The 22,170-nt window shown below is 73.4% G+C and carries 16 protein-coding genes; 5 read left to right on the forward strand and 11 right to left on the reverse strand.

Annotation, left to right across the window (positions count from 1 at the left end; all coding sequences use genetic code 11):
* Window positions 1-135: 135 nt before the first annotated feature.
* Window positions 136-2,289, forward strand: coding sequence for a hypothetical protein (locus tag ACO229_RS19690; RefSeq protein WP_423462536.1), 2,154 nt, complete (start codon window positions 136-138; stop codon window positions 2,287-2,289).
* The gene (locus ACO229_RS19695) at window positions 2,286-3,476 is read left to right on the forward strand and encodes a substrate-binding domain-containing protein (protein ID WP_423462537.1); all 1,191 of its coding nucleotides are present in this window, start codon (window positions 2,286-2,288) and stop codon (window positions 3,474-3,476) included. The genes ACO229_RS19690 and ACO229_RS19695 overlap by 4 nt, the downstream gene beginning before the upstream one ends.
* On the opposite strand, the gene ACO229_RS19700 is transcribed toward ACO229_RS19695, so the two are convergent.
* From ACO229_RS19700 to rhaI, 3 genes are read right to left on the reverse strand one after another with little or no spacing between them, the layout of a single operon-like run.
* The gene (locus ACO229_RS19700; protein ID WP_423462538.1) at window positions 3,452-4,972 is read right to left on the reverse strand and encodes a rhamnulokinase; all 1,521 of its coding nucleotides are present in this window, start codon (window positions 4,970-4,972) and stop codon (window positions 3,452-3,454) included. The two genes, ACO229_RS19695 and ACO229_RS19700, sit on opposite strands and share 25 nt — an antisense overlap.
* Window positions 4,969-7,038: a bifunctional aldolase/short-chain dehydrogenase gene (locus tag ACO229_RS19705; RefSeq protein WP_423462539.1), complete on the reverse strand. Its 2,070-nt coding sequence runs from the start codon at window positions 7,036-7,038 to the stop codon at window positions 4,969-4,971. The genes ACO229_RS19700 and ACO229_RS19705 overlap by 4 nt, the downstream gene beginning before the upstream one ends.
* Window positions 7,035-8,207 (reverse strand): L-rhamnose isomerase, encoded by a 1,173-nt coding sequence (gene rhaI / locus ACO229_RS19710; RefSeq protein ID WP_423465324.1) that lies wholly within the window; start codon window positions 8,205-8,207, stop codon window positions 7,035-7,037. The genes ACO229_RS19705 and rhaI overlap by 4 nt, the downstream gene beginning before the upstream one ends.
* A gap of 267 nt (window positions 8,208-8,474) precedes the next feature.
* On the opposite strand from rhaI, the gene ACO229_RS19715 reads away from it, so the two are divergent.
* On the forward strand, window positions 8,475-10,583 hold the full coding sequence (locus tag ACO229_RS19715) for an acyltransferase family protein (protein ID WP_423462540.1): 2,109 nt from the start codon (window positions 8,475-8,477) through the stop codon (window positions 10,581-10,583).
* 129 nt (window positions 10,584-10,712) lie between these two features.
* Here the strand turns inward: ACO229_RS19715 and rhaS are convergent, their stop codons facing one another.
* From rhaS to ACO229_RS19735, 4 genes are all read right to left on the reverse strand, one after another.
* Window positions 10,713-11,729: a rhamnose ABC transporter substrate-binding protein gene (rhaS, locus tag ACO229_RS19720; RefSeq protein ID WP_423462541.1), complete on the reverse strand. Its 1,017-nt coding sequence runs from the start codon at window positions 11,727-11,729 to the stop codon at window positions 10,713-10,715.
* Window positions 11,730-11,809: 80 nt separating this feature from the next.
* On the reverse strand, window positions 11,810-12,802 hold the full coding sequence (locus ACO229_RS19725) for an ABC transporter permease (protein WP_397433240.1): 993 nt from the start codon (window positions 12,800-12,802) through the stop codon (window positions 11,810-11,812).
* Window positions 12,799-13,869, reverse strand: coding sequence for an ABC transporter permease (locus ACO229_RS19730; RefSeq protein ID WP_423462542.1), 1,071 nt, complete (start codon window positions 13,867-13,869; stop codon window positions 12,799-12,801). The genes ACO229_RS19725 and ACO229_RS19730 overlap by 4 nt, the downstream gene beginning before the upstream one ends.
* On the reverse strand, window positions 13,866-15,470 hold the full coding sequence (locus ACO229_RS19735) for a sugar ABC transporter ATP-binding protein (protein WP_423462543.1): 1,605 nt from the start codon (window positions 15,468-15,470) through the stop codon (window positions 13,866-13,868). The genes ACO229_RS19730 and ACO229_RS19735 overlap by 4 nt, the downstream gene beginning before the upstream one ends.
* A 242-nt stretch (window positions 15,471-15,712) precedes the next feature.
* On the opposite strand from ACO229_RS19735, the gene ACO229_RS19740 reads away from it, so the two are divergent.
* Window positions 15,713-17,158: an APC family permease gene (locus ACO229_RS19740; protein ID WP_397413932.1), complete on the forward strand. Its 1,446-nt coding sequence runs from the start codon at window positions 15,713-15,715 to the stop codon at window positions 17,156-17,158.
* A gap of 60 nt (window positions 17,159-17,218) precedes the next feature.
* Here ACO229_RS19740 and ACO229_RS19745 read toward each other — a convergent pair whose 3' ends face one another.
* Window positions 17,219-17,581: an L-rhamnose mutarotase gene (locus ACO229_RS19745; protein WP_397433237.1), complete on the reverse strand. Its 363-nt coding sequence runs from the start codon at window positions 17,579-17,581 to the stop codon at window positions 17,219-17,221.
* A 67-nt stretch (window positions 17,582-17,648) separates the two neighbouring features.
* Between ACO229_RS19745 and ACO229_RS19750 the strand changes: the two genes are divergently transcribed.
* Window positions 17,649-18,665, forward strand: a complete 1,017-nt coding sequence (locus ACO229_RS19750; RefSeq protein WP_423462544.1) for a LacI family DNA-binding transcriptional regulator — start codon at window positions 17,649-17,651, stop codon at window positions 18,663-18,665.
* A gap of 226 nt (window positions 18,666-18,891) precedes the next feature.
* Here the strand turns inward: ACO229_RS19750 and ACO229_RS19755 are convergent, their stop codons facing one another.
* From ACO229_RS19755 to ACO229_RS19765, 3 genes are read right to left on the reverse strand one after another with little or no spacing between them, the layout of a single operon-like run.
* Entirely contained in the window at window positions 18,892-20,385 is a 1,494-nt protein-coding gene (locus tag ACO229_RS19755) for a mannitol dehydrogenase family protein (protein ID WP_423462545.1), read from the reverse strand.
* A complete protein-coding gene (locus ACO229_RS19760; protein WP_423462546.1) occupies window positions 20,378-21,238 on the reverse strand; it encodes an ABC transporter permease in 861 nt (286 codons plus the stop codon). Before ACO229_RS19760 ends, ACO229_RS19755 begins: the two co-directional genes overlap by 8 nt.
* Window positions 21,238-22,167 (reverse strand): ABC transporter permease, encoded by a 930-nt coding sequence (locus tag ACO229_RS19765; protein ID WP_423462547.1) that lies wholly within the window; start codon window positions 22,165-22,167, stop codon window positions 21,238-21,240. Before ACO229_RS19765 ends, ACO229_RS19760 begins: the two co-directional genes overlap by 1 nt.
* Window positions 22,168-22,170 lie beyond the last annotated feature (3 nt).

Genomic DNA, 22,170 nt, shown 5'->3' on the forward strand with positions numbered 1-22,170 from the left:
ACCGTTCAGACGAACACTTCCGATCATCAATGATCGGGTGCGCCCATTGAAGCCCACCGATCCGGCCGTTGGCAAGCCCCTGGCGCATCACCAAGAGTTCTACTACGATCATTTTCGATCATTGGAGACACGCACATGACAGCAGCGTCGCTGCCTGCGCCCGACGTCACGGCCCGCAGCTTCTGGACCGCGCGCCGCGTGGCGCGCACCCTCGCCCCCGCGCTCACCGTGGCCGCCGCCGAGCGCGGCACCCCCTGGCCGCAACCCCTGGCCTCGCAGTACGCCCGGTTCTTCCGCGACGGCGACGGCGACCGCACGGTCTACGAGGCGCACGTCGCCGCGCGCCAGGCCCGCCTGACCCGCGCCACCCTGGCGGCGCTCGTCGAACCGGCGGCAGACCGGCTCGACGAGGTGGTCGACGGCGTGCTGCTGCTGTGCGAGCAGTCGACCTGGTGCTGGGCCGCGCACGACGACACGTTCGACCGCTTCGGCCGGGTCACGCCCACGGTCACGGACCACTACCTGGACCTCGGCGCGGGCGAGGTGGCCGGCCAGCTCGCCTGGGTCGACCACCTGCTCGGGCCTGCGCTCGACGAGCGGGCGCCCGGCGTGCGCTGGCGCATCCGGCAGGAGGCGCAGGCCCGGGTGCTGCGGCCCTTCACCGACCGGCGGGACTGGTGGTGGCTCGGCGTCGACCACCCGATCATGAACTGGAGCCCCTGGATCCAGGGCAACGTGCTGGCCGCGAACCTCGCGCTGGAGGAGGACCCGGACCGCCGCCGGGCCACCACCGCGCTCGTGGCGCAGGGCATCGCCGCGTACTGGGCCACGCTGCCTGCCGACGGCGGGGTGGACGAGGGGTACCACTACTGGTGGCAGGGCGCCGCCCGCGCGCTGGAGGCGCAGGACCTGCTGGCGTTCGCCGGGGTGGACCCCGAGCCGGCGGCACTGGAGCGCATCCGTGCCACCCTGTCCTTCCCGCACGCGATGCACCTGGGCGGCGACTGGTACGTCAACGTCGCCGACGGCGCCGCCCGGCCCCTCGCGACCTGGCCCTGGAACGTCGTGCACGCCTGGGCGCTGCGGGTGGGCGAGAAGGAGGCGGAGCAGCACGCGGCGTCGTACCGCGGGCGGCCCGGCGGGCTGTTCGACGAGCGCGCCTCGCTGCCTCGCGCCGTCGGCCTGCTGTCGGCGGCCTGGGCGGACGCCCCGGCCACCGCGCCGCCGCTGGTGGGGCGGGCCACGTTCCCGGCCACGGGTGTCGCGGTCGCGCGGACCACGCCGGGTTCGACCCGCGGGCTCGTGGTGTCGGTCAAGGGCGGGCACAACGACGAGAACCACAACCACGTCGACGTGGGCTCGGTGATCGTGGCGCTCGACGGCGTCCCCATGGTCGTCGACGCCGGCAAGCCCACCTACCGCGCGGGGACGTTCGGACCGGGCCGCTACGACCTGTGGGCGGTCCGGGGCGACTGGCACAACGTGCCGCGGGTGCGCGGCGTGGAGCAGCCCCCGGGCCCCGAGTACGCCGCGACCGCCTTCGAGGTGTCGGACGCCGCGAGCTCCGGGGGCCCGGCCACCGGCGGCCCGGGCTCCAGCACCGCGGGCGACGTCGAACGTGAGGTCCGTCGCGTTGTCAGCCCCGATGACGCGACGGACCCTACGCTCGACGTCCGGACAGCCGGTGTGCCGGCCGGCCGGGCAGCCGGCTGGCAGGCGCGGGTCGAGCTGGCCGGGGCCTATCCCGTGGCCGGGCTGGAGCAGTGGTGGCGGGCGGTGACGCTGGACCCGGCCGCCGAGTGCGTGACCGTCGAGGACTCCTGGCGGTTCGCGGACGACGTGCTCGCGCCACCGGTCGGGCCGACGGCGTGGCACTGGCTGCTCGCGGGCGACGTCCGCCTCACCCCCGGCCGCGCGGTCGTCCGGTTCACGCCGGACGACCCGCCCCTGGATGCCACGCTCCCGGACGCCACGCCCCCGGACGCCACGGCCCCGGGCTGCACTCCCCCGACCGGCACCAGCGGCACCACCCGCACCACCGGCGACGCAGCGGGGCACGCAGACGCCGCCGACACCGGCACGCCACCCCGCCGCGCACTCGCGATCACGTGGGATCCTCGGGCCGTCGACGCCGCGCTCGACGTGCGCACGCTGGACGACCCCGAGCTGTCCGTCGTCTGGGGTGAACACCTGACCCGGTTGCGGCTCACGGCGCGCGCGGAGGCGCCGTCGGGCACGTTCCGGGTCACCATGAGACCCACCGGGTCCGGACCGCAGGAGGATGCATGACGCAGCAGGAAGCGCCGCTGCCGAGCGAGCGTCGGGAGCGCCTGATCGCGCGCGTGCGGGAGACGGGGTCGGCGCGCGTGAGCGACCTGTCGCGATGGCTCGGCGTGACCCCCGTGACCGTGCGGCGGGACCTGACGCTGCTCGTGGCCGAGGGCGCGCTGGAGAAGGTGCACGGCGGCGCCCGGATCCCCGCCCGCGGAACCACGGGCACCAGCACGGGCACCGGCGCCCAGGCCGGCGCCGGCACCGGCCTGGGCGCGCGCACCGGGGCGGGCACGGGCGTCCCCCTGCCGGAGGGGATGCTCGCGGAGGACGACGGGCGGCCGACCATCGGCATGGTCGTGCCGTCGCTCGACTACTACTGGCCCGAGGTGATCCGCGGTGCGCGCGCGGCCGCGCACGGCACCGCGCGGCTGATCCTGCGGGGCGGGTCGTACGACGTCGAGCAGATCCGCCACCAGCTCTCGGCGCTCGTCGGCGACGACGACGCCCCGGGGGTCGACGGCCTGCTCGTGGCGCCGCCCGTGGACGGGCCCGACGCCACGCGGCTCGGTGACTGGCTCGCCGGCCTGAACCTGCCCGTCGTGCTGATGGAGCGCCGCCTGGCGGCCGGCCCGTACCGCGAGCCGCTGGAGTCGGTCGCCACGGACCACGCGCTCGGCGCGGGGACGGCGGCGCGCCACATCGCGGAGCGCGGCCACCGGAGGGTGGGCCTGGTGACGTCGCGGACCAGCCCGCACTCGGCCGCCGTGCGCCGCGGGTTCCTCGCGGTGACGGACGGGCTCGACCTCGACGTCGTGCTGGACGTGGAGACGGTGCCGCTGTCCGACCCCGGCTGGGCGGAGGATGCCGCGTCCGTGCTGGACCGGTGCGCGGACACGGGCGTGACGGCACTCCTGGTGCACTCCGACCGGGAGGCGATCTCGCTGGTGGAGCAGGCCCGCGAACGGGGTGTGCGGGTGCCCGCGGACCTCGCCGTGATCGCCTACGACGACGAGGTGGCGGGCCTGGCCGACCCGCCCCTCACCGCCGTGAGCCCGCCCAAGACGGCGATCGGTGCGGGCGCGGTGGAGCTGCTGACCCGGCGGCTCGCCGACGCCGACCGCCCGGTGCACCGGATCGAGCTGAACCCCCGGTTGATCGTGCGGGCGTCGAGCGTCGGTCAGCCCGCCGGCTCGGGCTCGTAGCGGCGCAGGTCCGTGCTCGCGCGCACCACGTCGCGCAGCGCGGTCAGGTCGGCGGTGCCCGGCAGGGCGCCCACGGCGCGGGCCTGCACCAGCACGTTCCCGAGCGCGGTCGCCTCGACCGGCCCGGCGACCACCGGCAGCCCGGTGGCCCGGGCGGTGAGGCGGCACAGCAGCTCGTTCCGTGAGCCGCCGCCCACCACGTGCACGGTGTCGACGACCACGCCGGCCAGGGACGACGCGGCGGAGACGGCCCGCGCGGTGGAGTCCGCGAGGCTGTCGAGCACCACGCGCACCAGCGCCGCCCGCGTACCGGGCAGCTCGACGCCGCGGCGGGCGACGGCGTCCGACACGCGGCGCGGCATGTCGCCCGGGGCGAGGAACTCGCCGCCGTCCACGTCGACCAGGCAGCGGCCGCCGGGTTCGGCGGCCGCCTCCGCCAGCAGGGCGGGCAGGTCGACGGGCGCGCCGTCGTCCTGGGTCCAGGCACGGACGCACTCGTCGAGCACCCACAGGCCCATGACGTTGTGCAGGTAGCGCACGGTGCCGTCCAGGCCGAGCTCGTTGGTGAAGTTCGCCGCGCGGCTCGCCGCGGTGAGCACGGGCGCCGGCAGCTCCAGGCCGACCAGCGACCACGTGCCCGACGAGACGTACGCGCCCCGCGCCCCGAGCGGCGTCGCCGCCACGGCGGACGCCGTGTCGTGCGAGGCGACCGCGAGCACCGGCACCTCGCCGAGCCCGGTCGCCTCCCGGACGCCGGGCACCAGGTGCCCGACGACGGTGCCCGGCTCCACGAGCTCCGGCAGCCGGTCCCGGAGTCCGGCGAGCGCCGGGTACTCCGCCGCGAGCCGGTCCAGGAGCCCCGCCGACCAGGTGCGGGAGGTCGCGTCGAGCAGCCCGGTGGTGGACGCGTTGGTCACCTCCGCGACGTGACGGCCCGTGAGCCAGGACGTGATCAGGTCGGGTACCAGCAGCAGGTGCCGCGCTCGGGCCCACTCGTCGCCGTCCTGACCGGCGACGAGCTGGAACTCCGTCGTGAACGGCAGGTGCTGGAGCCCGTTGACGGCGTAGTGGTCGGCGAAGGGGATCCTCCGGTACACGTCGTCGGGCACGGGACCGGTGCGCGGGTCGCGGTAGCTGAACGGGTCCGCCACCAGCCCGCCGGACGCGTCGAGGAACGCGTGGTCCACGGCCCACGCGTCCACGCCGATGCCCCGGATCGTGACGCCCCGCTCCCGCGCGAGGTCACCCGCGGACCGCAGCCCGTCGAGCACCCCGCGCCAGAGCGCCCGCACGTCCCACCGCAGCGCACCGTGCTCGTCCGGCCGCGGGCCGTTGGCGAACCTGCCGCACTCGACGAGCTCGACCCGGGGACCGCCGTCCGCGGCGGGGGTGCGCGCGGACCCGTGCAGCACCCCCAGCATGACCCGGCCGCTCGTCGCGCCCAGGTCGACGGCGACGAAGCCGGGGCTCCCGCCCGCGGGCGCGGTCCCGGTCACCGGAGGAACGCCGCGGCCACGCCCGCGTCGACGGGCACGTGCAGCCCGGTCGTGTGCGAGAAGTCGGAGGTGCACAGCGCGAACACGGCGTTCGCGACGTGCTCCGGCAGCACCTCGCGCTTGAGCAGGGTGCGCTGGGCGTAGAACTCGCCGAGCTTCTCCTCGGGCACGCCGTACACGGCGGCACGGTTGGCGCCCCAGCCGGAGGCGAAGATGCCCGACCCGCGCACCACCCCGTCGGGGTTCACGCCGTTCACGCGGACCCCGTGCTCGCCGAGCTCGGCGGCCAGGAGCCGCACCTGGTGCGCCTGGTCGGCCTTGGTGGCGGAGTAGGCGATGTTGTTGGGCCCCGCGAACACGGAGTTCTTCGAGGAGATGTAGACGATGTCGCCGCCCATGCCCTGGTCGACGAGCACCCGTGCCGCTTCACGTGAGACCAGGAACGATCCCTTGGCCATGACGTCGTGCTGCAGGTCCCAGTCGGCCTCCGTGGTCTCCAGCAGCGACCGGGACAGGGACAGCCCGGCGTTGTTCACCACGAGGTCGACGCCGCCGAACGCGAGCACGGCCTCCCGCACCGCGGCCCGCACGTCCGCCTCGGACGACACGTCCGCGGCCACGCCCACCGCGACGTCGGCCGGACCGAGCTCGGCCGCCGCCGCGGCTGCCTTCCCGGCGTCCAGGTCCGCGACCACCACGCACGCGCCCTCGGCGGCCAGCCGGGCCGCGATCGCCCGGCCGATGCCCGACGCCGCCCCGGTCACCAGGGCGACCCGTGTCGCCAGCGGCTTGGGGGCGGGCATGCGCCGCAGCTTGGCCTCCTCCAGGGCCCAGTACTCGATGCGGAACTTCTCCGGTTCCGGGATCGGCGTGTAGGTAGAGATCGTCTCGGCGCCGCGCATCACGTTGATCGCGTTGACGTAGAACTCGCCGGCCACGCGCGCCGTCTGCTTGGTGCGCCCGTAGGAGAACATGCCCACGCCCGGTACCAGCACGATCGCCGGGTCCGCGCCGCGCATCGCCGGTGGCTCCTCGCCCCGCGAGCGCGCAGCGGACGCACCGCGCTCGTAGTAGGCGGCGTAGTCCGCGCGGTACGCCGCGTGGGCGGCCCGCAGCGCGGAGACGGTCTCCTCGACCGACGCCGTCGTCGGGACGTCGACCACCAGCGGCTTCACCTTCGTCCGCAGGAAGTGGTCGGGGCACGACGTGCCCAGCTCGGCCAACGGCACGAGCCGCTCGCGGGCCAGCAGGTCGAGCACCACGTCGGAGTCGGTGAAGTGCCCCACCTGCGGCGCGTCGGTGCTGGCCAGGCCGCGGACCACGGGGGCGAGCGCAGCCGCACGGGCCCGGCGCTCGTCGTCGGGCAGGGCCTCGAAGCCGGGGCGGACGGGGCCGAACGGGTGCCTGCCCCCGGTCGCCGGGGCCACCGCGCGGGACGCGATGAACTCCTCGGCCCGCCGGATGATCTCCAGCGACCGCGCCTCGCACTCCTCGCTGGTGTCCCCCCAGGCGGTGATGCCGTGCCCGCCCAGGACGCAGCCGATGGCCTGCGGGTTCGCCGCCTTGATCGCCGCGATGTCCAGGCCGAGCTGGAAGCCCGGGCGGCGCCACGGTACCCACACGACCTGGTCGCCGAAGATCTCGCGGGTGAGCGCCTCGCCGTCGGCCGCCGTCGCCACGGCGATGCCCGCGTCGGGGTGCAGGTGGTCCACGTGCGCGGCGTCGACCAGGCCGTGCATGGCGGTGTCGATCGACGGTGCCGCGCCGCCCTTGCCGTGCAGGCAGTAGTCGAACGCGGCGACCATCTCGTCCTCGCGGTCCAGGCCCGGGTACACGTCCGCCAGCGCCCGCACCCGGTCCAGCCGCAGCACGGCCAGCCCCTCCGGCCGCAGCGTGCCCAGGTCGCCGCCCGAACCCTTGACCCAGAGCAGCTCCACGGGCTCACCCGTGACCGGGTCCGTGGCGGTGCCCTTCGCGGAGGTGTTGCCGCCCGCGTAGTTGGTGACCCGCGGGTCGGAGCCCAGCCGGTTCGACCGGCTCACCAGGTCCTGCACGACGTCGTTCATGCTCCCCATCCAGCCTGCGCGCCACCGACGCGCTCGCTCGCGATCTGCTCGGCGTAGCCCGACGCCGCGAAGGCCGCGGTCGGGTTCGGGTCCAGGCCCATCTGCTCGCGCACCTGCGCGACCAGCGGCCGGACGTCGGTGTCGTAGGCGTCCATGAGCACGGCGTGCGCCCCCAGCACGTCGCCGGCCCGCTGGGCGGCGGCGAGCGCCTCTGCGTCCACGAGCAGCGCCTTCGCCGTCGCCTCCTGGACGTTCATGACCGACCGGATCTGGGCGGGGATCTTCGGCTCGATGTTGTGGCACTGGTCGAGCATGAAGTTCACCCCGCTGTCGGGGGCGTGCGCCCCGGCCTGCACGATCTCGTGCATGATCCGGAAGAGCTGGAACGGGTCCGCGGCGCCGACCATGAGGTCGTCGTCGGCGTAGAAGCGGCTGTTGAAGTCGAAGGCGCCGAGGCGGCCCTGGCGCAGGAGCTGCGCCACGATGAACTCGATGTTGGTGCCGGGCGCGTGGTGGCCCGTGTCGAGCACCACCTTGGCCCGGTCGCCCAGCGCCAGGACGTGCAGCAGGGACGTGCCCCAGTCCGGTACGTCGGTCACGTAGAAGGCCGGCTCGAAGAACTTGTACTCCAGCACCATGTGCTGGTCGTCGTCGAGCGCGGCGTAGATCTCGGCCAGCGACTCTGCGATCCGGTCCTGGCGGGCGCGGATGGAGTCCTGGCCGGGGTAGTTGAGTCCGTCCGACAGCCAGACCTTGAGGTCCTTGGAGCCCGTGGCCCGCATGACGTCGATGCACTGCTTGTGGTGGTCCACGGCCTTGGCCCGGACCCGGGGGTCGGGGTGGGCCAGGGAGCCGAGCATGAAGTCGTCGTCCTGGAAGACGTTCGAGTTGATCATGCCGATCCGCACGCCCAGGTCCTCGGCGTGCCGGGCCAGGGCGCCGAAGTCGTCGACGAGGTCCCACGGGATGTGCAGGCTGACCCGCGGGGCGACACCGGTGTACCGGTGCACCTGGGCGGCGTCGGCCAGCTTCTCGAACGGGTCGCGCGGCACGCCGGGCTGGCCGAAGACCTTGAACCGGGTGCCGGAGTTGCCGAACGCCCAGGACGGGAGCTCGATGGTCTGCTGCTGCAGCGCCGCCTGGGCCGCCGCGATCTGATCCGTGCCCACCACGGGTGATCCTTCCTTGTCGCGCCTCGTCACGCACCGGCGGTCGCGCATCCTCGCGACGGCCGCCTCGAACCGGTGCCGATCCGAACGATGAATCGATTCATTGCGGTTCAGTGGGAGCCTAGGCGGCGGTTCGGCCCGGGTCAACCCCGCCCTGTCCGCGTGCGGCCCGCGGCGAGGTGGATCGGTACCCCGGGATCGGGAGTAGCCTTGTCCGGCCAATCCGGTAGGGATAACGCCCCCGCCGGGCACCGCAACGGAGAACACATGACCACGCTGTCCCGCCCCTCCCCGCGCCACGTCGGCCCGGCCGTCACCGAGGGCGCGCCGAGCGCGAGCGCCCGATCGAGCTGGGTGCCGGAGCTGCACGGCCTGCGCGGCCTCGCCCTGGCCCTCGTGGTGATGTTCCACCTGTTCGGGCACGGCCGGGTCTCCGGCGGCGTGGACGTCTTCCTGGTCGTGTCCGGCTACCTCGCCACGGCGACGCTGCTGCGGCGGGCCGAGCGACGGGCCCTCGACCCGGTCGCCTACTGGGGCCGCACGTTCGTGCGCCTGGCGCCGCCCGCTCTGGTGGTGCTGGCCGCCACCACGCTGCTCATGGTGCTCACCGCACCCCAGAACACGTGGCTGCAGACGCTCCGCGAGATCTTCGCGACTGCCACGTACTGGGTGAACTGGGAGATGATCTCGGGGCAGCTCGCCTACGGCGCGGCAGGTCCGGGCACCAGCCCGGTGCAGCACTTCTGGTCCCTGTCGGTCCAGGCCCAGTTCTTCCTGGCGTGGCCGCTCGTGATCCTCCTGACGGCCTGGCTGGCCCGCCGGGCCCGGGTCGCCGCCGGCCCGGCGCTGACCGTGGTCACCGCCGTGGCCACCGTGTGGTCCTTCGTGTTCGCGGCCCAGCTTGCCGCGGCCGACCAGGCCGTGGCGTACTTCCACTCCGGCGCCCGGTTCTGGGAGCTCGGCGCGGGGGCGCTCGCGTTCCTGCTGGGCCGCTGGGTGCGGGTGCCCGACAGGGTGCGCCCGGCCCTCGCCTGGACCGGGCTCGCCCTGGTCGTCGCCTGTGGTTTCGTGCTCGACGGCGGGTCGCTGTTCCCCGGGCCGCTGGCGCTGTGGCCGGTGCTCGGCACGCTGTTCGTCATGTTCGGTTCGGGCGGTGACCGCGCCGCGACCACGCCGACCCCCCTGATGCGCTTCCTCGGCTGGCGCCCCCTCACGTGGGTGGCCGACCGCTCCTACAGCCTCTACATCTGGCACTGGCCGCTGCTGATCGCGTACCTGAACCTGCGCGACCGGGACCAGGTCGGGATCCGCGGCGCGGTGGTGATCCTCGCGGTCGCCGTGCTGCTCGCCTGGCTCACGGACCTCACGGTGGCCCGCGGCGCCCAGGCCTTCCGGGACCGGCGGGGCGACCGGCCGGCCCTGGTCGCCGCCGTGCTCGCCATCGCCCTGGTCGCCGTGCCCACGGGCCTCTGGGCGAACGCCACCGAGCGTCAGCAGGCCGCCGAGCTCGCCGCGCTCGACGAGCCCGTGCCCTCGGAGCAGTACCCGGGCGCCCTCGTCCTGACCCAGGGCGCGTCCCCCCGCGACGCGACCGTGCGGCCGGACCCGGTGGTGGCCGCCGAGGACCTGCCCGAGTCCCAGGTGCAGCCCGGCTGCGTGCAGGGGCACGGGCGCGAGATGCCGAACGACATCGACGTGCTGACGTGCGACATCACCACGCCCGAGACACCGACGCGGACCGTCGCGATGGTGGGCGCCTCGCACATCATGCAGTGGGTGCCGGCCTTCGAGCGCATCGCCGAGGAGAACGACTGGCACCTCGTCCTCGTCGCCAAGCAGGGCTGCCGCATGCAGGACCCGGCGACGGAGGTGCAGGGCTTCCCGTCGTGCCGGCCGTGGAACGAGAGCCTCGTGGGCGTGCTGGACGGGATCGCGCCCGACGCCGTGGTCGTGGACGGCACCGAGACGGGTGTCGCCGCCGGCACGGCCGAACGCATCCTGCCCGGTCAGCTCGCCGCCTGGCAGAAGCTGGACGCCCAGGGCGTGCCCGTCCTCGCCCTCCGCGACAACATGCGGTTCGAGACCAACCCCGTGGACTGCGTCGCGGAGCACGGCGCCGACGGCGACTGCGGACGCGCCCGCGCGGACCTCCTGGGCGCGCCCGACCCGCTCACCACGACGGCCGGGATCCCCGACTCGCTGGTCCCGCTCGACCTCACCGACGCGCTGTGCACCGCCGACGAGTGCCCCGCCGTCGTGGGCAACGTGCTGGTGTACCGCGACGACGACCACATCTCGGCCACGTACGTCCGCACGGTGGCGCCCTACCTGGACACCCTCCTGCACCGCGACGCCCCCTGGCTGTTCGCCGGCTGACTCGGCGGCCAGGTCGGCAGGATGTCAGGTGGTCGGTACCCCGGGGTACCGACCACCTGACATCCTGCCGACCCCGGGGCCGGGGCAGAGCCGACCGCACCGCCGCTGCGGAGCCGGGTCAGCCCCGGGTCAGAAGTCGAAGTCCGCGATGTTGCTCGCGTCGTAGACGAACGGCTCACCCAGGAGGACCTCGCCGTCGGCCCCCACGGTGTACTCGCCGAGTCGGCCCGCCTCGAAGGTGTCGCCCTCCTCGCCGGTGATGTCGCCCGCGACGAGTGCGGCGGCCGCCTGCGTGGCGAGGTAGCCCAGGTCGGTCGGGTTCCACAGCGCGAACGCCTCGACCGTGCCGTCCTCGACGTACTCGCGCATCTGGTTCGGGGTGCCGAGGCCCGTGACCGCGACCTTGCCCTGGTACTCGGACGTCGACACGTAGCGCGCGGCCGCGGCGATGCCGACGGTCGTGGGCGACACGATGCCCTTGAGGTCCGGGTGCGACTGGAGCAGCGCCGCCGTCTTGTCGAACGACGTCTGGTCGTCGTCGTCGCCGTAGACCGTCTCGACCAGCTCGATGTCCGGGTAGTCGGCGGCCAGCTTCTCCTCCATGAGCGCGATCCACGCGTTCTGGTTGGTCGCGTTGGCGGACGCCGAGAGGATGGCGATCTCGCCCGAGCCGCCGATCTGCTCCGAGATCAGCTCGAGCTGCTTGTCCGCGACGCCCTCGGCCGAGGCCTGGTTGACGAACAGGTCGCGGAACTGCGGTTCGGTGTCCGAGTCGAACGTGACCACCTTGGTGCCCGCCGACCGCGCCTCCTCCAGCGCGTCGCCGATCGCCGTCGGATCGTTGGCCGACACCACCAGCGCACTCACGCCCTGCTGGGCCGCGGTGTTGATGAACGGCACCTGGGCGTCGGGCGAGGCGGCGTCCGGGCCGACCTCCTCCACGGTGACGCCCAGCTCTCCCGCCGCCTCCTGCGCGCCCGCCGTGGACGCCTCGAAGTAGGGGTTGCCGAGGTTCTTGGGCAGCATCGTCACGGTGACGTCCTCGCCCCCGCCGCCGTCACCCCCGCCGTTCCCGCCCGAGCAGGCGGTCAGCCCGAGCGCCAGCACCGCGGCCGTGCCGGCCGCGACCACAGATGTGAACTTCATCGTCCGTCTCCCTAGCTCGTTGCCCGACGGCGGTACGGCCACCGGGGTCACTGTGCGCCTCGCAGCGGTGCGAGGAGGTCTCATGGGGCCGGCGCGGTGCTCCGCCGTCGGACCCGGATGCCCGACGCCACGCGCGGGGCGACCACCGACACGACGAGCGCCGCGCCGATCACGATGTTGATGACGTTGACCGTGACGCCCTCCAGCCGCAGGGCGCTGCCGAGCACGCCGATGAGCAGCACGCCCGCGACCACGCCGTGGATCGCACCGCGGCCGCCGAAGATCGACACGCCGCCGAGCAGCACGGCCGCCACGACCTGCAGCTCCAGGCCGGTCGCGTTGTCGCCGCGGGCGCTGCCGTAACGGAGCGTGTAGTAGACGCCGGCGAGCGCCGACACCGCCCCGGACAGCACGAACAGGATCAGCAGGGTCCGCCTCACGTCCACCCCGGAGAACCGGGCGGCCTCGCTGCTGCGGCCGATGTCCAGCACGTTCCGGCCGAACGGCGTGGCGTGCAGCAGCACCGCGAACACGCCGACCAGGAGGAGCAGCCCGAGCGTGATCACCGGGTAGGGCGACTCGCCCAGGTTCTCGGTGGCGCCGTCGGTCCAGGCGTCGGGGAACCCGGTGACCGCCGTCGTGCCGAGCAGGCCCACGGCGAGGCCGCGGTAGAGGGCGAGCGAACCGATGGTGACCGCGAGCGACGGCAGGCCCGCGTACGCGACGAGCGCGCCGTTGACCGCGCCGCACACCGCGCCGAGCAGCACCGACACCAGCAGGGCGGACCAGAGCCCGAACCCGGCCTGGTACAGCAGCCCGAAGGTGACGCTCGAGAGCCCGACCACGGACGCGACCGACAGGTCGATCTCCCCCGTGGCGACGATCAGCGTCATGGGCAGGGCGATGAGCAGCACGGGGGCGACGTCGAGCACCAGGTAGGTGATGGTGAGCGGGCCGTCGAAACCCCGCACGGCGGCGGAGGCGACCACCCAGGCCGCCACCAGGATCAGGATCGTCAGCATCTCGCGGGTGAGCAGCGCGCGCTGCCACCACGGGCGGGCGTGGGTCCTCATGCGGTCGCCTCCTCACGGTCGGGCGGGCCGTCCGGGCGCGGTCCGGGCGGCGGGCCTGCGGACGGTGGGCCGACGCCGGAGCCTCCGGGCGGGTCGGTGTCGCGCGCCTGCGCCAGACGCCGCGAGCGCCGGCCCGCGAGCACGCGGTCGAGCGCGATGGCGCCGATGATGAGCGCGCCCACGACGGCGCGCTGCCAGAAGTCGGGGATGCCCACCACGGGAAGGGCCCGGTTGATGGTGAGCAGCAGCATCGCGCCCAGCGCGGCGCCCGCCACCGTGCCGCTGCCGCCGAAGATGGCGACGCCGCCCACCACCACGGCGCCCACGACCTGGAGCTCCATCCCCGTCCCCGCGCCGGAGGACACGGTGCCGTAGCGGGCGGCGAACATCACGCCGGCCAGCCCGGCCAGCGCGCCACCCAGCGCGAACGCGCCGAGCAGCCGGCGCCGGACGGGCAGCCCCGCCAGGGCCGCGGCGTCCGGGTCGGAGCCGATGGCGTAGAGCTGGCGGCCACCGCGCGAGGTGTGCAGGTAGTGCGCCACGACGGCCAGCACGACCACGGCGACGATCGTCAGCACGGGCACGCCCAGCACCTGCTGGGTGCCGAGCTGCAGGAAGGCGCGCGGCATGTCCCCGGCGTCGATCCGGTCGCTCCCGGCCCAGGTGAGGGTCACGCCGCGGTAGACGTACAGGGTGCCGAGGGTGATGACGAGCGCGGGCACGCGGGCGAACGCCACGATCGCCCCGTTGACCAGGCCGAGCAGGGTCCCGGTCGCGACGGCGACGAGCGCGACCACGACGATCGGCAGGTCCGGTGCGTCGAGGAACAGGCGTCCCGTCAGGTAGGCCGTGAGGCCGAGCACCGAGCCGACCGACAGGTCGACGTTGCGCGTGATGACCACCACGGCCTGCCCCACGGCGAGCACGACGAGGATCGCCGGGGTGAGCAACAGGTCCCGCCAGCCGCCCGCGCTGAGCAGGAAGCCGGGCTGGACGGCCGTGGTCACGCCGATCACGACCAGCAGGGCGAGGGCGATGCCGGCCTCGCGACGGCGCAGGAGGCTCATGCGGTGCCCTCGTTCCTGGTGCCCTCGTTCCTGGTGCCCTCGTTCGCGGCGGCGGCGTCCGCGGCGGCGGCGTCCGGACCCGTCCCGGGGGCGGCGTCCTGGCCGGACGCTCCCGGTGTGGCGGCGCGCATCACGGTCTCGGCCGTCGCCTCGGCCCGGTCCAGCTCGGCGACCACGCGCCCCTCGCGGACCACCAGCACGCGGTCGGCCATGCCCAGCACCTCCGGCAGCTCGGACGAGATCATCAGGACGGCCAGACCCTCCGCGGCCAGGGTGGACAGCAGGCGGTGCACCTCGGCCTTGGTGCCGACGTCGATGCCGCGGGTCGGCTCGTCGACGATCAGCACCGTGGGCCCCGTGGCCAGCCACTTGGCGAGCACTACCTTCTGCTGGTTGCCGCCGCTCATGGTGGTGGCGAGGGCGTCCAGCGCCCCGGCCTTGACGGCGAGCCGGCCGGCCCAGTCACGGGCGAGGCCGGCCTCGGCGCCGGGGAGCAGCACGCCGAACCGCGCGAGCCGCCCGCGGGCGACCGCCGACACGTTCCGCGCCACCGACGACTCGGTGACCAGGCCCTGCAGGCGCCGGTCCTCGGGGACGAGGGCCAGGCCGGCGGCGATGGCCGCGGCCGGGTCGCCCGGCCGCAGGGTGCGCCCGCCGACGACGACCCGCCCCGCGTCGTACCGGTCGACGCCGAACACGGCCCGCGCGATCTCGCTGCGCCCGGCGCCGACCAGTCCCGCCAGGCCGACGATCTCACCCGCCCGCACCTCGAAGGACACGTCGTGGAACGTGCCGGCGGACTCCAGCCCCTCGACACGCAGCGCCACGTCGCCGGGGGCGCTCGGCACCTTCGGGTAGAGCTCGGCGACCTCGCGGCCCACCATGCGCCGCACCAGCTCGTCGGGGGTGACGTCGGCGACGGCGTCGGTCGAGACGTGCTCGCCGTCGCGCATCACGGTGACGGTGTCGCAGAGGTCGGCGACCTCGTCGAGGCGGTGCGAGATGAAGACGACGGCGCGGCCGGCGTCGCGCAGGCCACGAGCGACGGTGAACAGCCGGGCCACCTCGACGGCGCTCAGCGCCGCCGTCGGCTCGTCCATGACCAGCACGCGGGCGTCCAGCGAGATCGCCTTGGCGATCTCGACGATCTGCTGGTCCGCGATGGACAGGCCCTCGGCGGGCCGGTCCGGGTCGAGGTCGACACCGAGGCTGCGGAACAGCTCGCGCGCGCCGTCACGCATGGCCCGGCGGTCGATCCGCCGGAACCGGCCGAGCGGCTCGCGTCCCAGGAAGATGTTCTCGGTGACCGTGAGATCGGGAAAGGTCGCGGGCTCCTGGTGGATGACGGCGACGCCGGCCGCCTTGGCCTCGGCGGGCCCGGCGAAGTCCACGGGCTCACCGTCGAGCTCGACGAGGCCCGCGTCGCGACGGTGCACCCCGCCCACGATCTTGACCAGCGTGGACTTGCCCGCCCCGTTCTCCCCCACCAGGGCGTGGATGCTGCCGGGCCGGACCACGAGGGACCCGGACCGGAGCGCGGCCACGGGTCCGAAGGACTTGGCCACCCTGTCGAGGCGCAGCGTCGGTGCGGCGTCGGGCATCTCTCTCCGTCGAGGGTGCGGGCGGTCGGCGGTGACCGCGAGGCTGTCCTGCCACTCGTTTGAATCGTTCAAACAGGTAGTTGGGAAGATAGACCCGCCAGGTCAGAGCGTCAAGAAGTACCGGCGCGCCCGTTGCCGTGCCGTGGCAGTTGCGGAACCCTTGGGCGATCAGGGGTGATCGACTGCCCGCAGCTCACCGAGGCGACCCGACGACGTGCCGCCTCAGAAACGGAGGCGATCGGATGAGCCAGCCAACGGCCGAGGAGCACGCAGCCCTCGGCGAGGAGCCCACCGAGCTCAAGCGCGTGATGGGGCCCAAGCTGCTCCTGCTCTTCATCGTGGGCGACATCCTCGGCACCGGCGTCTACGCCCTGACGGGTGACGTCGCGGCCGAGGTCGGCGGTGCCGCGTGGGCACCCTTCATCGTCGCGTTCCTCGTGGCGCTGATCACGGCCTTCTCGTACCTGGAGCTGGTCACCAAGTACCCGCGGGCGGCCGGCGCCGCGCTGTACACGCACAAGGCCTTCGGCATCCACCTGTTCACCTTCATGGTGTGCTTCACGGTCATGTGCTCGGGCATCACCTCGGCGTCGACGGCGGCCCGCGCCTTCGCCTCGAACCTCGCGGTGGGCTTCGGGCTCGACGAGACGAACGCGACCCTGATCATCACGGTGGCGCTGATCTTCATGGCCCTGGTCGCGGCGATCAACCTGCGGGGCGTGGGCGAGAGCGTCAAGGCCAACGTGTTCCTCACCCTCGTGGAGCTGTCGGGTCTGCTGCTCGTGATCCTGATCGGCTTCTACGCGGCGTTCGCCGGCAACGTCGACTTCTCCCGGACCGTCGTGTTCGACGACCCGGGCGACAAGGGCGCGTTCTTCGCCGTCACCGCGGCGACCTCGCTGGCGTTCTTCGCGATGGTCGGGTTCGAGGACTCGGTCAACATGGCGGAGGAGACCCACGACCCGGTCCGCAACTTCCCCAAGATGATGATCACCGGCATCGGCATCACCGGCGTCATCTACGTGCTGGTCTCCCTGTTCGCGGTGGCGATCGTCCCCGTGGGCGTGCTGGCCGAGAGCGACACCCCGCTGGTCACGGTGGTCGAGACCGCCGCCCCGGGGATCCCCGCGGCGACGATCCTGCCGTTCATCTCGATGTTCGCCGTCGCCAACTCCGCGCTCATCAACATGCTCATGGCCAGCCGTCTCCTGTACGGCATGGCCAAGCAGAACGTGCTGCCCGGCGCGCTGGGCCGCGTGGGCGCCCGGCGGCAGACGCCGTGGGTGTCGATCCTGGTGACCACCGCCATCTCGTTCGGACTGATCTACTTCGTCAGCCGCGACCCGGAGAACGACGTCGTCGCCGCGCTCGGCGGCACCACCGCGCTGCTGCTGCTCGCCGTGTTCGCCGTGGTGAACGTCTGCGTGCTGGTGCTGCGGCGCGACCCGATCGAGCGCCGGCACTTCGTGGCCCCCACGGTGCTGCCGATCCTCGGGGCGCTGTGCTGCCTGTTCCTCGTGGGGCCGTGGACCGGGCGCGACGTCATCCAGTACCAGATCGCGGGCTGGCTGCTCGGCATCGGCTTCGTGCTGTGGGTGCTGACGTGGATCACCAACCGCCTCCTGGGGCAGCGCAGCGAGATCAGCGACCTGGAGGCGATCAACGAGCCGGAGGGCGGGGTCAACTAGTCGCTCCTTCCCCCGGTGCCGGACGTGCGGATCACCCAGGTGACCTGCACGTCCGGCACGTCACCTGTCGTCGCGCAGCGCCGCCAGCTGGGACTCCAGGTGGAAGACCTCGTCCAGGAGCACGAACGCCTCGTCGGGGTTGCCCTCGTCGACGAAGAAGCCCGACATCGCCGCCTGCCACCTCCCGTTGACCTCGGTGGCTGCCATCGCCCGCTGCGCCGCGTCGTAGTCGTCGGTCTCCAGGATGCCGACCAGCAGGCCGTCGTCCCGCAGGAACAGGTGGTAGTCGCGCCAGCCCGTGTCCCGCAGCGCCTCCAGCATCTCCGGCCAGACGGCGGCGTGCGCCGCGCGGTACTCGTCCAGCCGGTCCGCCCGCACCCGGGACGTGAAGCACACGCGCCCGCCCCTCGTCCCGCTCGTCATGTCGGTCCTCCTCGACCCGGCCGCCCATGAAACGGTTCATAATGTAGCCCGAAGCAGGAGGTGCTCCATGACCCGACCGGCTGCTCACCGCCGAGCATCCATCGCCGACGTCGCCCGGACCGCCGGCGTCTCCGTCGGCACCGTGTCCAACGTGCTCAACCGGCCCGACCGGGTGCTGCCCGGCACCCGCGAGCGCGTGGAGGCCGCCATCGCGGAGCTGAGCTTCGTGCGCAACGGGTCCGCCCGGCAGCTCCGGGCGGGCACCATCACGACCATCGGCGCCATCGTCCTGGACATCGCCAACCCGTTCTTCACCGACGTCGCCCGCGGCATCGAGGAGCGCCTCGACCGCGACGACTTCACGCTCATGGTCGCCTCCTCCGACGACGACCTCAGCCGGGAGCAGCGCTACCTGCGCCTGTTCGAGGAGCACGGCGTGCAGGGCATCATGGTCGTGCCGACCACCGACGAGATCGAGCACCTCCTGGCGGTCCGCCGGCGCGGCACCGGCGTCGTGCTGCTGGACCGCCCCTCGCCCGACCCGAGCCTCTCGTCGGTCGCCGTCGACGACGTGCGCGGCGGCGAGCTCGCCGCCCGCCACCTGCTGGACCAGGGGCACACGCGCATCGCGTTCCTCAACGGTCCGCACACGATCCGGCAGTGCGCCGACCGGCACGAGGGCGTGGTCAAGGCACTGGGGGCCGCCGGTCTGGACCCCGAGCAGGCACTCACCGAGACCACCGTGACCAGCCTCAACGCCGAGGGCGGCGAGGCGGCGATCCGGGGGCTGCTGGAATCCGGCGACCAGCCCACCGCCGTGTTCTGCGTCAACGACCTGGTCGCCCTCGGCGTGCTGCGCACGCTCCGCACCGAGAACATCGCCGTCCCCACGGACATGGCGGTGGTGGGGTACGACGACGTCGCCTTCGCCGCCGAGCTGTCCACCCCCCTGACCTCGGTGCGCCAGCCGACCCACGAGCTGGGCGTGCGCGCGGCGGACCTGCTGCTCACGGGGGCTGACACGGCGGAACACGTGATGTTCCAGCCGACGCTGGTGGTGCGGGGGTCGAGCGCGGCGGGGTGACCGGGCACGGCGCCGGCCGACGCACGACAGCAGCCTGCTCCGGCAAGGTGCGCTTCTACCCAGCGATCAGGCCCAGATTCAGCCTGGATCTGGGCCTGATCGCTGGGTAGAAGCGCACTTCCACTCGCCCCGCGTCACGACGACGCGGCAGGCCTCGGGACGCCGTGGCCAGCGCGAGCTCAGCCCAGTGCACCTCAGCCCAGCACGAGCTCAGCCCAGCACCCCCTCAGCCCAGCACCGACTCCAGCTCCTCCGCCACCCGGTCCACGAACCCGTCCGGCGTCCCCTCCGGCAGCAGCCCCGGCAGTGCCAGCAGCGCCCGCAGGTCCTCCTCGGCGCCGGCCAGGCCCTCGACGTCGCCGAGGCCGTCGGACCCGCCCGGCACGTCGGCGGCGTTCACCAGGTTCGCCAGCTCAGCGGCCCGCGGGTCGTCCACGCCTTCCCCGGTCACGAGCCGGCGTCGCACGAACTCCGCCCACGCGGCCAGGCCGAACGCCACCCCCAGCGGCTCCCGCCCCGCGGCCAGGGACTCGGCGAGCACGCCGCCCCAGCGGAACGGGATCTTCTGCGTGCCGTCCATCGCCACCTGCACGGTGGTGTGACCGGTGTGCGGGTTGGCGAACCGGGTCAGGATCTGCTCGCCGTACTGGCGCAGGTCCAGGCCCTCGGGCGCGGTGAGCGTCGGCAGCGCGTCCTCGAACAGGTACTGCCGTGCGCGGGCGGCGATCTCGGGGTCGGTCACCGCCTCGGCGATCGTCGCGTGCCCGGCGAGCCAGCCGGAGTAGGCGACCAGGGAGTGCGTGCCGTTGAGCAGCCGCAGCTTGGCCTGCTCGAACGGTGCCACGTCCTTGGTCAGGGTTGCACCGGCGGCCTCCCACGCGGGCCGCGGCCCGGCGAACCGGTCCTCGATCACCCACTGCGCGAACGGTTCGCCCACCACGAGGCCCTCGTCCCGGACGCCGAGCAGCCGGCCCACCTCGTCGCGCTGCTCCGCGGTGGTGGCGGGCACGATGCGGTCCACCATCGAGCACGGGAACGTGACCCGCGCGTCGAGGAAGCCGCGCAGCGTGTCACCCTCGGCACCCGGCAGCGCGGCGTCGACGGCCTCGCGCACCAGACGTTCGAGCACGTGCCCGTTGTCCACCATGTTGTCGCAGGTCAGTACGGTGATCGGCGCTCCGGATGCGGCGCGCGCCGCGAGGCCGCGGACCAGGAGCCCGATCGCCGACGACGCGGGCCGGGGCGCGTCGACGGCACCGCCGTGCTCCGCCGTCAGTGCCTCCAGGTCCGGGGCCACGGCGGTCACGTCGAGCGACCCGTCGGGCTGCCGCGCATACCCCTTCTCGGTGATGGTCAGCGTCACCACGTGGGTCGACGGCGCCGCGAGCGCCGCCAGCACCAGACCGGTCTCCTCGGCCGGGTACGCGACGTCGACGACGGACCCGATCAGCTCGACCGACGACTCCTTCTCCCCCGCGGTCAGTACCGAGTACACCCCGCCCTGAGGACGGAGCTGGTCCCGCACCCGCGCGGACCGCTGGGTCACCCCGAGAATGCCCCACGCGGTGTCGCCGGTGGCTATCGCGGCGCGCTCCGTGTAGACGGCCTGGTGGGCCCGGTGGAACGCCCCGATGCCGAGGTGGACGATGCCCACCGCCGTCGGCGTCACGGGCGCGTCGATCCCTGCGGGGACATGGTCCCTGTGCAGGCGGTCAGTCATCGCGTGTCTCCTTCACCTGTGCCACGAGCTGCGTCGGGTTCACGAACCGCAGCGCCACCACGAGCATGACGAGCATGGTCGCGGTGTAGATCACCGACATGGCCGAGATGAGCTGTCTCGCCTCGCCGCCGCCGGCTGCTGTCATGCCACGGTAGATCGCCACGACCAGCGTGTCCGAACCAGGGCCCGACACGAGGAAGGTCAGCTCGAAGAGCCCGACCGTCCGGACGAGCACCAGGATGGCCGCCGCGAGGATCCCCGGGACGAGCAGCGGTGCGAGGATCCGCGTGAAGATCTGCCGGGTCCGGGCCCCGCACATGCGGGCCGCGGACTCGATGGCAGGGTTGATCTGCTCGATGAACGGCGTCATCGTCAGGATCACGAACGGCACGGACGGGACCAGGTTGACCAGCACGACGGCGGTGAGCGTGCGCCCCAGCCCGAACGAGTACATGACGGTCGCGAGCGGGATGCCGTACGTGATGGGCGGCATGAGCACGGGCAGCAGGAACAGCAGCATGACCACGCGCTTGCCCGGGAAGTCGCGGCGGGCCAGCACGTACGCGGCGGGAACGCCCACGAGCACGGAGATCACGACGACGAGCAGGGCCACGCCGACGGTGACGCCGACCACCTCGCCCAGCGAGAACCGGTCCCAGGCCTCGACGTAGCGGTCGACGGTGGGGTCGTCGGGCAGCCAGGTGTCGAACCACTGGCGGCCGAACGAGTCGACCACCACGGCGACGAGGATGCCGAGCAGGAACACCCCGAACGCCGTCATGCCGGCCCAGACGAACCAGGTGGACGGGCGGGCGGCGAGCGACCGCTCCCCCGGTGCGACGGTTGCGGCCATCAGCCCTTACCTCCCGTGGCGCCGCGGTACAGCAGCGAGCGCAGGCCCAGCACGGCGACCACGACCACCAGCTCGACCGCACCCATCATGAGCGCGATGGTGGACGCCATCGCGTAGTCGTTCTGCTCCCCGAACGCCCGGAACGCCATGAGCGACATGACCCGGGTCTCGCCCATGGCGTCACCGACCAGGCGTGCTGACGGGAACACGGAGAACGCGAGCACGAACGTCAGCACGAACGTGGTGGCCAGCCCCGGGGCCAGCAGCGGCAGCACGATCCGCCGGAACCGCTGCCACCAGCCCGCGCCGAGCGTCCGGGCGGCCTGCTCCAGCGACGGGTCGATGCCCGACAGGTAGGACGAGATGAGCAGGAACGCAAAGGGGAAGCCCGTGATGACCAGGGAGAACATCACGCCCAGATAGTTGTTCACGAGCTGGAGAGGCTCGTCGATCAGGCCGGACGCCAGCAGCGCCCGGTTGAGCCAGCCCTGCCGCCCCGCGAAGATCAGCAGGCCCTGCGCCGTGAGCACCGTGCCGAGCGTGATCGGCAGCACGAGCAGCGACGTCAGCAGCCGCTTGCCCCGGAACCGGTGCCGCAGCACCATCGCGACCGGGACGGACGCGAGCACGTTGAACAGCGCGGCGGGCAGGGCGAGCCGCATCGTGAGCCCGACGGAGTCGAACACGAACGGGTCGCTGAAGAACGCCACGTAGTTGGCGAAGATGCCGCCGCCCCACTGCTCCCGCATCGCGGCGGTGGGCTGGATCGTGAGCCCGATCCCGTAGGAGAACGGGTAGACGAACAGCGCGACCGCCACCACGAGCCCGGGCACGAGCAGCAGGAGCGCCGGGTCCACGCCGCGTTCGGCGAGCCGGTGCCGCAGGCTCGCGGTCGCTCGTCCGGGCCGCTGCCCGAGGACGCTACTCATGGC

Origin of the sequence: Promicromonospora sp. MS192, assembly GCF_049532985.1 — a bacterium.
In the GTDB taxonomy this organism is placed as follows: domain Bacteria; phylum Actinomycetota; class Actinomycetes; order Actinomycetales; family Cellulomonadaceae; genus Promicromonospora.

Coding starts and splice junctions, on each gene's coding strand:
- ACO229_RS19730 (WP_423462542.1), bottom strand. CDS start 13,869: ATGAGCCTCCTGCGCCGTCGCGAGGCCGGCATCGCCCTCGCCCTGCTG.
- ACO229_RS19690 (WP_423462536.1), top strand. CDS start 136: ATGACAGCAGCGTCGCTGCCTGCGCCCGACGTCACGGCCCGCAGCTTC.
- ACO229_RS19755 (WP_423462545.1), bottom strand. CDS start 20,385: ATGACTGACCGCCTGCACAGGGACCATGTCCCCGCAGGGATCGACGCG.
- ACO229_RS19725 (WP_397433240.1), bottom strand. CDS start 12,802: ATGAGGACCCACGCCCGCCCGTGGTGGCAGCGCGCGCTGCTCACCCGC.
- ACO229_RS19760 (WP_423462546.1), bottom strand. CDS start 21,238: ATGGCCGCAACCGTCGCACCGGGGGAGCGGTCGCTCGCCGCCCGCCCG.
- ACO229_RS19735 (WP_423462543.1), bottom strand. CDS start 15,470: ATGCCCGACGCCGCACCGACGCTGCGCCTCGACAGGGTGGCCAAGTCC.
- ACO229_RS19765 (WP_423462547.1), bottom strand. CDS start 22,167: ATGAGTAGCGTCCTCGGGCAGCGGCCCGGACGAGCGACCGCGAGCCTG.
- ACO229_RS19740 (WP_397413932.1), top strand. CDS start 15,713: ATGAGCCAGCCAACGGCCGAGGAGCACGCAGCCCTCGGCGAGGAGCCC.
- ACO229_RS19715 (WP_423462540.1), top strand. CDS start 8,475: ATGACCACGCTGTCCCGCCCCTCCCCGCGCCACGTCGGCCCGGCCGTC.
- rhaS (WP_423462541.1), bottom strand. CDS start 11,729: ATGAAGTTCACATCTGTGGTCGCGGCCGGCACGGCCGCGGTGCTGGCG.
- ACO229_RS19705 (WP_423462539.1), bottom strand. CDS start 7,038: ATGAACGACGTCGTGCAGGACCTGGTGAGCCGGTCGAACCGGCTGGGC.
- ACO229_RS19750 (WP_423462544.1), top strand. CDS start 17,649: ATGACCCGACCGGCTGCTCACCGCCGAGCATCCATCGCCGACGTCGCC.
- ACO229_RS19745 (WP_397433237.1), bottom strand. CDS start 17,581: ATGACGAGCGGGACGAGGGGCGGGCGCGTGTGCTTCACGTCCCGGGTG.
- ACO229_RS19695 (WP_423462537.1), top strand. CDS start 2,286: ATGACGCAGCAGGAAGCGCCGCTGCCGAGCGAGCGTCGGGAGCGCCTG.